Origin of the sequence: Vibrio sp. 070316B, assembly GCF_013114115.1 — a bacterium.
Taxonomy (GTDB): Bacteria; Pseudomonadota; Gammaproteobacteria; order Enterobacterales; family Vibrionaceae; genus Vibrio; species Vibrio chagasii_B.
Genome location: NZ_VTYC01000029.1, coordinates 15,077 through 28,106, shown reverse-complemented (window position 1 = coordinate 28,106; position 13,030 = coordinate 15,077). Strand labels below are relative to the sequence as shown.

At 45.7% G+C, this 13,030-nt stretch carries 8 protein-coding genes; 4 read left to right on the top strand and 4 right to left on the bottom strand.

The annotated features are described in order from the left end of the window. Nucleotides 1-11 precede the first annotated feature (11 nt). From F0251_RS18760 to erpA, 3 genes are all read right to left on the bottom strand, one after another. Nucleotides 12-3,104: an efflux RND transporter permease subunit gene (locus F0251_RS18760; protein WP_171731584.1), complete on the bottom strand. Its 3,093-nt coding sequence runs from the start codon at nt 3,102-3,104 to the stop codon at nt 12-14. Nucleotides 3,105-3,114: 10 nt separating this feature from the next. After that, on the bottom strand, nt 3,115-4,239 hold the full coding sequence (locus F0251_RS18755; protein ID WP_171731583.1) for an efflux RND transporter periplasmic adaptor subunit: 1,125 nt from the start codon (nt 4,237-4,239) through the stop codon (nt 3,115-3,117). A 251-nt stretch (nt 4,240-4,490) separates the two neighbouring features. Continuing rightward, nucleotides 4,491-4,832, bottom strand: a complete 342-nt coding sequence (gene erpA / locus F0251_RS18750; RefSeq protein WP_004738231.1) for an iron-sulfur cluster insertion protein ErpA — start codon at nt 4,830-4,832, stop codon at nt 4,491-4,493. Nucleotides 4,833-5,128: 296 nt separating this feature from the next. On the opposite strand from erpA, the gene hemL reads away from it, so the two are divergent. Then, the gene (gene hemL, locus F0251_RS18745) at nt 5,129-6,424 is read left to right on the top strand and encodes a glutamate-1-semialdehyde 2,1-aminomutase (RefSeq protein ID WP_061032498.1); all 1,296 of its coding nucleotides are present in this window, start codon (nt 5,129-5,131) and stop codon (nt 6,422-6,424) included. A gap of 131 nt (nt 6,425-6,555) precedes the next feature. Here hemL and F0251_RS24580 read toward each other — a convergent pair whose 3' ends face one another. After that, entirely contained in the window at nt 6,556-6,681 is a 126-nt protein-coding gene (locus F0251_RS24580) for a hypothetical protein (protein WP_004734537.1), read from the bottom strand. 76 nt (nt 6,682-6,757) lie between these two features. Between F0251_RS24580 and F0251_RS18740 the strand changes: the two genes are divergently transcribed. The 3 genes from F0251_RS18740 to F0251_RS18730 all read left to right on the top strand — a co-directional run bounded on the left by F0251_RS18740 (nt 6,758) and on the right by F0251_RS18730 (nt 12,582). Next, nucleotides 6,758-7,843, top strand: coding sequence for an AI-2E family transporter (locus F0251_RS18740; RefSeq protein ID WP_008222174.1), 1,086 nt, complete (start codon nt 6,758-6,760; stop codon nt 7,841-7,843). A 110-nt stretch (nt 7,844-7,953) separates the two neighbouring features. Next, nucleotides 7,954-8,976, top strand: coding sequence for a 16S rRNA (guanine(1207)-N(2))-methyltransferase RsmC (rsmC, locus tag F0251_RS18735; protein ID WP_171731582.1), 1,023 nt, complete (start codon nt 7,954-7,956; stop codon nt 8,974-8,976). Nucleotides 8,977-9,192: 216 nt separating this feature from the next. After that, nucleotides 9,193-12,582 (top strand): response regulator, encoded by a 3,390-nt coding sequence (locus tag F0251_RS18730; protein WP_171731581.1) that lies wholly within the window; start codon nt 9,193-9,195, stop codon nt 12,580-12,582. Nucleotides 12,583-13,030 lie beyond the last annotated feature (448 nt).

Here is a 13,030-nt window from a genome sequence, read left to right as displayed (position 1 = left end):
AACACTCCCGTCTAGTGTTTTTCAGGTTTGTTGTTCCGCCCTAGCATCAACAAGCAAGGAGTCAGCACCAAGGTCAGCACCGTGGCAAACGCCAAACCACCAGCAATAGCAGTCGCGAGCTGCGACCACCATTGGGTACTTGGCGCGCCAAACTCTATCTTTTGATTAATCAGGTCGATGTTCATCTCTAACACCATCGGCATTAAACCTAAGATAGTCGTAACCGTCGTGAGCATTACAGGCCTTAAACGCTGAACACCCGTTCTCAGAATCGCATCTCGCTTATCTAAGCCTCTTTTGATGAGCTGGTTATAAGTATCAATCAGCACGATATTGTTGTTCACCACTATGCCGGCGAGTGCTATTACTCCAATACCCGACATCACAATGCCAAACGGGCGTTGGAAAATCAGTAAGCCAACGAACACGCCAACCGTAGAGAACAAGACTGCACTTAGAATTAAGAAGGCTTGATAGAAGCTGTTGAACTGAGTGATAAGAATCAAAGCCATCACCGCTAGTGCTACTAAGAATGCACTTTGCAAAAAGGCTGACGAGTTCTCCTGCTCTTCATTTTGACCACGAATACGAAAATCTACGCTATCTGGAAGCCCTAGCTCACTTAACGCCTGCTCGATCTTTAGCAGTTCTAAAGCAAGGTTATATCCTTCTTCCATATCTGCCATGATGTTGACGACTCGCTTACCATCAAGGCGCTTGATGGTGTCTTGCTTGTGGTCTGGAACGATCTGAGCAAAATTGGTTATCGGAACCAGGCCTGCTGGCGTTTTGACTCTTAGCTGGTCGAAGCGTCCGATATCCCTTTTATCATTCGGATAACGCACCAAGATATCGACTTCTTCTGCTGAGTCATCAGGAAGATAATCACCAATTTTTAAGCCATTCGTTACAAATTGAACGGTATTACCCACCAAGGTGGCATCAGCTGCAAAACGCGCGGCATCGTCACGGCGGATATCCACCTTCCAGTCTATGCCATCTTTACTCGCGGTATCACTGATATTGGTCAGTGCTTGATTACCATCCGCCCAGCTTCTTACAATCTTTGCTGCCTGATTAAGCTGCTCGGGAGTTTTAGCCGACAGCTCGATCACCAAGTCATTTTCAACTGGAGGACCAGCGTCTGGGAACTTATATTCGATCTCAACCCCAGCGTATTGATCGGTTTGCTCCTTAAGTTCTTCGATGATCGCTTTAACGCTGCGGCGGTATTGCCAATCGACCGGTGTAATCGAGATCAAACCAATCTGATCATCGCCCCCCGTTCGCGTGTAAACCGTATCGAACTCGTCATGATTTAACATCACCTGTTCAATATCGCGCATGATCTCATCTTTTTCTTGAATAGAAAGATCACCATGCGAGCGCACTTTAACGTTAAAGAATGGCGGATCAACCTCAGGGAAAAACTCGGCTCCTAGACCTGCTTTGGAGTAAGTAAAGCCTACCGCAACCGCGAGTAGTATCGCGCTAAACAGAATTTTAAGCGGGTGCTTAATCGCTAAAGAAAGTGTGTGGTAATACGCCTTGGTTAAGCCTGTCGCTTGAGAAAAATCGCCGTTGTGCAGGGCGACCATTCGAGCTTGGTTCTGAGGGGATACGTATTGAGGCTTACCAATCAAGCCACCTAATACAGGCACGAACAGCAGTGCCATAATCAATGAAGCTGTTAAAGTCGCGATCAGAGTTAACGGGAGATACTTCATGAATTCGCCCGTCACATCCGGCCAGAACAGCAACGGAGCAAACGCTGCTAAAGTGGTTGCGGTTGATGCCGTTATCGGCCACGCCATCCGCTTAGCGGCATCTCGATAGGCATCTTTGCGTCCTTCTCCCTCTTGCATTCTCCTGTCGGCAAATTCAGTCACCACAATCGCGCCGTCGACCAACATCCCCACCGCCATAATCAAAGAGAACAGCACTACAATGTTAACGGTTAACCCAAATACTGAGAGAACCAATAACCCCGTGAGGAATGAGCCAGGAATTGAGATGCCGACTAACAAAGCAGTACGCACGCCAAGAATCGCGATGATTACGATCACCACCAGAATGATGGCGGATAAGATGTTGTTTTGAAGATCATTGAGCATGATCTTCACATCTTTCGATTCATCCCAAGTGTATTTAACCAACAGATTGTTTGGCCACTCAGCTTGCTGCTGAGCCCCAGCCATTACCGCTTTCACCAGCTCTACGGTTTCAATGATGTTCTCACCCGCTCGCTTCTTGATATCCAAGACTACCGCAGATTTCCCATCTAAACGCGCAAAGCTCTCCGGATCTCGAAACGCTCGACGAACTGTGGCTACATCACCAAAAGTAACGACCTGTTTGCCATCCACTTTGATAGGTAACTCAAGCACATCCTTTAAGGAGTTAAACACCGAAGGGACTTTGACCGAGAATCGACCATAACCAGTATCAACAAACCCAGCCGCTACAACGCGGTTATTTAGCGCAATCAGGTTATAGATATCGGCTTGATCTAGGCTGTAGCTCTCCATCAATAGGGGATCAACAATGATCTCCACAATGTCTTCCCGATCACCCGCTATATCGACCTCTAATATTTGGCGATAGCTCTCTAATTTATCTCCAAGCTCTCGAGCAATTTGCACTATGGTGCGTTCAGGAACAGTACCGAATAACACCACAGACAGAACAGGTTGCTCAGAGGCGAGCGTCACCTCATTAACCGTCGGCTCATCGCTGTCTTCTGGCAGTTTTGGCTTAGCAAGATCAACGGCGTCACGCACATCGGCCATCGCTTTGGTAAGGTCAACCCCAACATTAAACTCCAACACCACAGAAGCATGGCCTTCTGCGGCGGTTGAATTCATCTCTTTTACGCCTTCAATGGATCTAAGCTCTTGTTCTATAGGTCGAACTAACAGACGCTCAGCATCGGTTGGTGAGATCCCTTGATGCCCAACTGAAACATAGATAATCGGGATGGTAATATCGGGGCTCGACTCCTTAGGTATCGTGATATAGGTAATAACACCTGCAACCAAAATAAGCGCCAACAGAGAAAGCATGGTGCGAGCACGAGACAAAGCTGCATCAATAATTGAATACATCAGTTATCTCCTACTCAGCCACTGTATTTGAGAGTTCAGCACCTTGCTCAACCGCAATCACCGAATCACCATCACGTACAAAGCCTTGTCCGACGGTAATAATATCGACCTGTTGACCTAAGCCCGTGAGCCAAACTCCATCTTGCTCCGCCTTCACTAGCTGTATGCCGACAAACTTAACGCTTGGCGCATCATCAACTGACACCAGAGTTTTAACTCCTAGGTTACCCGCTTCGTCTAATGCCAACATCGCAGGAGTCACCTTGATAGCATCTCTTGTTTCTAGATTGAGTTTTACTTCAGCACTGACACCGGCGGGCAGTAAGCCATCAGAGTTATCGATTTCAATTTCGATTGGGAAGGTATTAGTAGAAGCTGAAGAGATTCGAGACACATAACGTAATCGCCCTTCTACTTCCTCTCTGCCAAGTAGACGAACCAATGCATCTTGATTGGCTAACAGATGCTGAATATGACGCTCACTGACATCCGCTTTGATCACCAGAGGGTCAAGGTCAATCACACCAGCAACGGGGTCGCCAACTCCAACGAAATCACCGAGCTCGACCATTAAATCTTGAACCACACCCGAGAAAGGCGAAGTAGTCACAGTATTCTTTAAAGCCAACTCCGCATTGCGCATCATAGCTTTCGCTTCTGTTAACGAAGCCTCTGCAGTGGTGTAAGCAATTTCCCCTTGCAGCCCTCTTTTCTTGAGTGACTGCGCCGCTTTAAACTCTTTCTGCTTTAGGCGATACAGAGCTGATGCTCGTTCTAACTGTATTTCCAAGTCACCTTTATCGATCTGAGCAATGGCTTGACCTGCTTTAACGCTATCACCCTTGGCAACGTTCAGCCTGACGACCTTTCCTGCAACTTCTGCGCCTAGACGTGCGTGTCGATCTGGTGCTGTTCGACCGTATAAATCAATGGTCCTAAAGGTGGGTGATGAGGTAAATGTTTGGTAGGAAACCTTAGCTAATGGAATCTCTGTCGCTTTTCGCTCTGGTGACTCTTCGGCTTGTCCCACACCTAAACCCAGCCAGATAGAAAGCAGTATGACCAAAGTCAGAGAGACCAACCACGGCTGTTTAAGTTTCTGAAAAAGTGGCGAGTTAGAAAATAGAGTGGGCATAGCAAATCCTTTTCTGGCGCATTAGGCGCGTAAATTAGCTCAATCGCATCGTGTGCAACTTCCTGATGCACATGAGTAACCTTAACAGACCAAGGACAAATGAAGTTGGACACTATCGACAGTTTGAAAAATATGCCGTGTACTAAATGGGAAGTGAAAATGAAGGGTGTAAAAAACAAAAACGCCGAACATAAGTCCGGCGTTTACGATGCTTCGAATATGGCTTTCAATTAAGCGACGTTAATCTCGGCCTATACGCTGAATGATGCACCACAACCACATGTAGTTGTTGCATTTGGGTTGTTTACGAAGAAACGTGCACCCTCGAGACCTTCTGTATAATCAACCACACCACCCATTAGGTATTGTAGGCTCATTGGGTCAACAACCAGTGTTACACCGCTGTTTACAATCGTAGTGTCGCCATCATTTACTTTTTCATCGAATGTGAAGCCGTATTGGAAACCACTACAACCACCACCTGTAATGTATACACGCAGTTTTAGTTCTGGGTTTTCTTCTTCAGCAATCAGCGTTTGTACGCGGGTAGCTGCTGCATCAGAAAAAGACAATGGGATATTTGCTTCGCTCACGACAACCTCTCTTACCTGTGTCAAAAACAACATGATACAAATCTAATTCGAGACCATAGTTGTTGAGTGTTTTCTTATATTCTGCTGATTATCCAATACCTGACTGAAACGTTCAAGTATTCACCACCTGATCGCCGTTTTTCCTGCTAAAAACTCATCAAATAAAAACAAAATGAATGTGCAACCACACAAAACAATCAGATTCGGGCGATTATATCAGCGAAACCATTCCTAGTTGGATTATGGATAGGTACAATGCCTGCCAATTGGTCCGACAGTCAAAAGAGGATATATCAATGACCAAATCAGCAGAGCTGTACGAAAAAGCACAGCAAACTATTCCTGGTGGCGTAAACTCTCCAGTTCGTGCATTCAATGGCGTAGGTGGTTCTCCAATCTTCGTTGAACGCGCTGATGGCCCACTTATTTTTGATGCTGATGGTAAAGCATATATCGACTACGTTGGCTCTTGGGGTCCAATGATCCTTGGTCACAACCACGCTGTTATCCGTGATGCAGTAATTGAAGCGGCTCAACGTGGCCTTAGCTTCGGTGCTCCAACGGAAACTGAAATCAAAATGGCTGAGCTTGTGTCTGAGATGGTTCCTTCAATGGAACAGCTACGTATGGTTAGCTCAGGTACTGAAGCAACGATGAGCGCAATTCGCCTTGCTCGTGGCTTTACTGGCCGTGACAAAATTCTTAAGTTTGAAGGCTGCTACCATGGCCACGCAGACAGCCTACTTGTAAAAGCAGGTTCTGGCGCTTTGACTCTAGGTCAGCCAAGCTCTCCAGGCGTACCAGCAGACTTCGCTAAGCACACACTAACGGCGACATTCAACAACCTAGACTCTGTGCGTGAGCTGTTTGAAGCAAACAAAGGTGAGATCGCTTGTATCATCGTTGAACCTGTAGCGGGCAACATGAACTGTATCCCACCAGTAGAAGGCTTCCACGAAGGTCTACGTGAGATCTGTGACCAAGAAGGCGCACTACTGATCTTTGATGAAGTGATGACAGGTTTCCGTGTGGCTGAAGGCTGTGCGCAGGCTTACTACAACATCAAGCCAGACCTAACGTGTCTAGGTAAAGTTATCGGTGGCGGTATGCCTGTAGGTGCTTTTGGTGGTCGTAAAGACGTGATGCAATACATCGCACCAACGGGTCCAGTTTACCAAGCGGGTACTCTTTCTGGTAACCCAGTAGCAATGGCTGCAGGCTATGCATGTCTGAACCTTCTACGTGAAGAAGGCAACGAGAAGCGTCTAGCATCAAAAACTAAGCAGCTAGCGAGTGGCTTCAAGCAACTTGCTGACAAGCACGGCATTCCAATGCTGGTTCACCAAGTTGGTGGCATGTTTGGTTTCTTCTTCACTGAGCAAGAGGCTGTAACTTGCTACGAAGATGTAACTAAGTGTGATGTAGAACGCTTCAAGCGCTTCTTCCACCTAATGTTAGATCACGGTGTGTACCTTGCACCTTCAGCATTCGAAGCAAGCTTCACATCGCTTGCTCACGGTTCAAAAGAGATTGATGCGACACTAGAAGCCGCTGACCGCTCTCTTGCGATTATTGCTGCAGAAAGCAAATAATCATAAGCGCTGATAAGTCGCTAACTGATTGAATTTAGGGCTGCATTAACGCAGCCCTTTTTAATGGATGGCACTCAGCTTTTTTAAGGGAACCTCCCTTTCACATCCGTCATCCAATGTCGGCAAAGCGCTTAACGTTCCCAGAACAAGAAAACCAACAGCATCAGCGTACCAAGGAACATTCTGAACCAAGGGATCTCTTTTTTCGTTTGCTGCTCTTCATCTTGGCATTTCTTATCTTTATTACAGCATCCCATAATCAAAACTCCTCATTGCTAACTCTCTGTTTTGCAGCCATTATAAACTCAGAACGCAAATATAGAGACCATTACCGTGTCAGAAAAAATTAAAATCAATTCCAGTCACTGGGTAATCATCATTGCGCTGCTCGCTGCAGCTTATGCTTGTTACTTACTTATAGAACCATACGTTAACTCAATCGTGATGGCCTTCATCATTTCACTGTTAATGTTTCCGATCCATGAGTGGCTTGAAAAGAAGATCCCGAACAAAGCAAACCTCGTCTCCTTGCTATCTTGTGTGATCTTAACCTTTATTATTGTTATCCCTTTACTGGCAGTATTTGCAGCGATTGTGCAGCAAGGCTCTCTATTTTCTCAAAACACTTATCAATGGGTCACACATGGCGGTATTCAAACCCTGTTTGAGCACCCTATCGTGGTTAAAGCGCTGTCGTTCGTAAATAACTACCTGCCTTTCGATAACATTGAGCCTAAGGCTATCGCACAAAAAGTTGGCGAGTTCGCGACGAGCTTTGGCTCTAAGCTTGTCGGCATCAGTGCAAAGATCCTTGGTGATGCGACCAACTTCTTGATGGACTTCTTCTTGATGCTGTTCGTTCTGTTCTTCCTACTAAGAGATCATGACAAAATCATCAGTGTGGTTCGCCACATTCTTCCTCTGTCTCGCAGCCAAGAAGACAAACTTCTCGCTGAGATTGAGCAAGTATCGAAATCAGCAGTGATGGGATCATTCCTAACTGCAATCGCACAAGGTATAGCTGGTGGTTTCGGTATGTGGATTGCTGGCTTCCCAGGCCTATTCTGGGGCACCATGATGGGCTTTGCCTCTTTCATCCCAGTAGTAGGTACTGCGCTAATTTGGATCCCGGCGGCGGCTTACTTGTTCTTAACCGGTGACACGACTTGGGCTATCTTCCTAACCGTTTACTGCGTGGCGATTGTTGGCTCGATAGATAACCTACTACGACCGCTGTTAATGCAAGGCAGTGCGGGTATGAACACCCTAATGATCTTCTTCTCGCTACTGGGTGGTATCCAACTATTCGGACTGATTGGTCTTATCTACGGCCCGCTGATTTTTGCGATTACCATTGTTCTATTTAACATCTACGATGAAGAGTTTAAGGACTTTTTAAATCAGCAAGACAAGAGTTAAACCGCTCTTCAATCACTTACTTGCCGAACGAGTATTAAACGCTTCAAGCTTTGGGCGGATTATGCGAAAATCCGCCCTCATTTTTTGCTAACGATTCAATAGAGTGTCCTATGTCAGCTTATATTGCCCCAAGCCAGATTGCTGAGCGCCAACTTGCCTACTTTGAAGGTAAACATGTTTTAGTTGCCGGTGAGGCTGAAGACTTATTCCCTGTTGAGTTAGCAAAACACTGTGAATCAGTCTCTGTATTTACTTCAAACTACAGCTACTACCGTCAGCTTGAAGGCTACAGCAAGATCCAACGTTTTTACGGCGCTGAGTTTACCGAAGAGACCAAAGCTGACTTAGTGATGTTGTACTGGCCAAAAGCAAAAGCTGAAGCTGAATTTTTGCTGGCAATGCTGTTTGCCAAACTAGGCAAGGACACTGAGATTGTTGTGGTTGGTGAGAACCGCTCTGGCGTGAAAAGCATTGAGAAGATGTTTGCCGCTTACGGTAAGGTCGTAAAATACGATTCAGCGCGTCGTTGCTCTTTCTACTGGGGTCAATGCTTTGAGCAGCCAGCCGCTTTTAACCTACAAGACTGGTTTAAAACCTACACGGTGAACATTGGTGAGCAGTCACTTACCGTAAAAAGCCTGCCAGGTGTATTTAGCCATGGTGAATTTGATGTCGGTAGCCAGCTTCTGCTAGATACATTACCAACGTTGAAGGGCAAAGTGTTGGACTTCGGTTGCGGTGCCGGTGTACTCGGTGCGGTGATGGCCTCTCGCAACCCTGATATTGAACTTGAGATGTGCGACATCAGTGCGTTTGCAGTAGCGTCTAGCCAAGCAACTTTGGAAGCGAACGGCTTAACGGGCAAAGTTTTCGCTTCTGATGTCTATTCAGATACAGCGCAAGACTATCAATTCATTATCAGCAACCCACCATTCCACTCGGGCTTGGATACGAGCTACAGTGCAACAGAAACCCTTCTGGCGCAGGCTCCACAGTATTTAAACCGTTCTGGTGAGCTGATCATTGTTGCCAACAGCTTCTTAAAATACATCCCAATTATTGAGCAAGCATTTGGAAAATGCGCGACTCTAAATAAGACCACCAAATTCGCGATCTACCACGCAAACAAGTAGCCTCTCTAGCACAGCGCAGGGTCATTACCTGCGCTGTCTGTTCATATTTTTGTCAAAAGTCTATAAAAGTGAGCTTTTGCACACGCTTTAAATACCACTTACTTGTCAAAGTAAAAAAACTCGTTAATTTCGTTAAATTGGAAACCATTAATTCTATTCTCTGTACTTGTTTTCGCCCCTTTTAGCAGTACATCAAAGGAAAGTAGTACCCAATTTATGTTTAGATTTTATCGTAAGCAGAAGTTTAAGCGCCTTCAAAACACCCTAATGCTGGCATTTCTTGTCCTTAGTATTACTCCAGTGACACTTATCGCGATATTTTTCCTTCAATCGCACAGTCAGGATCTTCAGGAACAAAGCACTTCGCACCTTGTTTCTGTTCGTGATACTAAGCAACAACAGATTGTCGACTACCTACAGGCTCAAGAATCCCAAGTCATGGGCTTTGTTCGTTCAGAACTAGCCAATGCCAGTGGCGGACGCTTCTATGGCTTAATCAATGCCTTCCAACGCCTAGGCTTGGATATTGACGAAGCTCGCAGCAATGCTCAGCAACGTTATATCCAAGGTTCTGGTGATCAGATCAAAACATCCATTCTTCCAGAATCGAGCAGCTATATTGGTAGTGAACGTTATCGCCTACTGCATAAGCGCTATCATAACGCCTATCTAGAGTTGCTTAAGCGCTCCGATTTTGACGATATTTTATTGGTTGATATCAACGGAAACGTTGCTTACTCCGTCTTTAAAAATGACGATTACGGCACTAACTTGCTGACTGGTAAGTACAAGGACTCAAACCTAGGTATTACCTTCAAGCGCCTGGCCAAAGACGTCACAGACCGACGCAAGTCAAATGAAGATTACACGCCAGTTATTGTCTCTGACTTTAAGGACGAGAACGGTAAACAGACGGCATGGTTAGGTGCACCTATTGTGCAGCAGGGTTACTTACACAGTTACGCGATGTTTAGGCTGCCAATCAACGGCATCACTAAGCTGATTGCCGATCTAAACAAGAGCTCTAACATTCAAACTTTGCTCGTTGGTAGTGACCACTTACCTCGTAGCCTCGCTCATTCGCAAGAATCTATCAATCTAAGCCTAGATGTAGTGGACAAAGCACTGGCTGGCGAAACCGCTGTTGGCACATTCGATAACACTCAGAATCAAGCCATCATTGCGGCCTATACACCTATTGAGCTTAAGTACGCCACTTGGGCTTTGGTCGTTGAGCTTCCAGAAAAAGAAGCCTTCACACGTATTCACCAGCTAGAAAAGATCTTCGTTATCGTCATGCTCACCGCCATCATTCTGGTGGTGGTTGCATCGCACTATTTATCAAACTTCATCACCTCCCCGCTGCTTAAACTGACATGGGCAGCCGAGAAAGTCTCTGCCGGAGACCTTGATGAAACCATGATCAATACAGAGCGCAAAGACGAAATCGGTCGCTTGGCTGTCAGCTTTGAGCGAATGCAGCGCTCGATTCGTGACAAGATGCAGCTGATCAAGAGTCAAAATGATGAACTTGAGGACAACCTTAAGACCATTCAGAAACAAAATGATGAGTTACAGCTCGCCAACAAACTCAAAGATGAATTCTTAGCAACCACCTCACACGAGTTGAGAACACCTCTGCACGGTATGGTTGGTATTGCTGAAGCACTGATATCAGGTGCAAATGGCCCTATTCCGGCTAACCAGAAATATCAGCTGGATATCATCATCAACAGTGGTCAGCGACTAGCAACCTTGGTTGATGACCTGCTTGATTATCACAAGATGCGTTACGGCAGTTTGGATATTAAGAAATCTGCCGTTGATCTTTCTGCTGCCACTAACTTGGTACTTGAGCTATCTCACCACCTATTGGGCAATAAACCGATTCGTATCATTAACCAAGTACCAAGCGATTTAGGGCTAGTCTCGTCTGATCCTCAACGCCTTGAGCAGGTAATGTATAACTTGGTCGGCAATGCCATCAAATACACATCAGAAGGTAAAATCGTTATCTCTGCGAGTGTCATCGACGACAACATTCGTGTGCAAGTGGTCGATACAGGTCAAGGCATACCAGCAGAGTACCTTGAACATATCTTCGAACCTCTGATTCAAGCAGGCCAAGACGCCAGTAACTATCGCCAAGGTGCAGGCCTTGGTCTGTCGATCAGTCGCCAGTTAATTGAATTAATGGGTGGTTCATTGTACGTAAGTAGCCAACCAATGCTTGGCACTACGTTCAGCTTCACTCTACCTCTAGCAACAGAAGAAGAACTTAAAAACTACAACGAGTCAGGTAGCTACTCACACTTCAAAGCGCCTGATTTGATTGATAATACGCAGCAGGAAAACAGCGTCATCAATGAGAACCCTGATGGCCCACTTCTGGTTATCGCGGATGATGAACCCGTTAACCTACGTGTACTAGACAGTTTCTTGAAACTGGAGGGTTATCGAGTACGTACAGCCTGCGATGGCCCTGAAACCATCGAGTTGATTGAAAAAGAGAAGCCAGAGCTACTGCTGCTCGACATCATGATGCCAGGCATGAGCGGCTATCAAGTGTGTGAAACACTGCGTAAGCAATATGACCATGCGCAATTACCAATCATAATGCTGACCGCCCTCAACCAAGCAGAAGACCGTGTACGCGGCTTCGAAGCTGGCGCGAATGACTATTTGTCTAAGCCATTCAACAAACAAGAACTAGCAGCTCGAATCACAGCGCATCTCTCAGCAAGTAAAGCTGAGCAGAGACGCCTTGAGAACGACCAACTACAACTAGAACTCAAGCACAGAGCGATGGTTGAAGCTAACTTGCTAGAAACTCAAGGACGTTTACTCGAGCAGCTAGAATCTGCACCAGAGGCCATCATCTGCATTCGTGATGACCAACGTATTCGCTTTGCCAATGAAGCGGCAGCTAAACTCTTTAGGCGCGGACAAGAGCAACTTAAGCGCTCAATGGCCGACGAAATCATCGCGCCTAAATACCTGAAAGTGGAACAAGCACACTACTGTGGCGATATCGACATCTATATAGATGACACTCGTCAGCGCATACCGAGTGACATCCTCAAGTTACCTGAGGGCTCTGGACTAGACACCATGTACATATTCAATGCTGGCGGTGGTGTTAACTCAAACCGTATCAATAACCTTGAAACGGCTGTTGAAGCGCTTTCTAGCTATGCCTTTGAAGGTGATAAGGACAAGCTGCAACAACTGAAAGAGCTGGGTGGTGAGTTTACTCGCCTAGCTGATAAGGCAACTGGCGAAGGCAAAAATAAACAAGAGTTGATGCGTGAAGTTCTAGTGGATGCCATGACCAACGCCATTATCTACTGGGAATCGGTTACCGGTGAAACTAAGTTTGCTTTCGCAGAAAAGAGTGGCTTGTGGCGCGTCTACTTAGACCGCAGTACGCTTCAAACGCGAACGTTAGACAAATATCTACGCGTAGAAACACTGCCAAAAACCCCTCGCTGGCGAACAGTATTGAGCTCTATCGAGTTCATTCTCGAACACTGTAAAGAACAGACACCAGAGAGAACGCACATTGAGATGCTCAGAGACAAACTACAGAAGTTACTGACCAGTTAATCCTGAACTAACATCACGATAATTTAAATAATGGAGCCCACATCGCGTGGGCTTTTTCATACGTGGCATTCCGGTAAAAAGCACAATAACGCTCATTCAAATTCACTTTTTTCACCGCATTAAACAAGAGAAATATCACGTTACTTGAGCGCAACAAACACGGTTAAAACTCACGGTCTCTTGCCTTTTTCTCACCATTATCTGACTCTTTTTTGCAGTATGAGAAGCGAGTCACAACAGAACGGCAGATTTAATTTTTCAGATAAATTTAACGTAAAATGAGTAAGTGACCAAGATCTACAATTACACAAAAACAGAATAAAGCCATATAATAAAAGGAAGAAAGAGTAAGTATTTACTAACCTTTAATTATCAACACACATTCAATTGCGAGTCACATCACCTCAACAATTGCGTGCAAAAAACCATCAAACCACCTTGTTTTGAC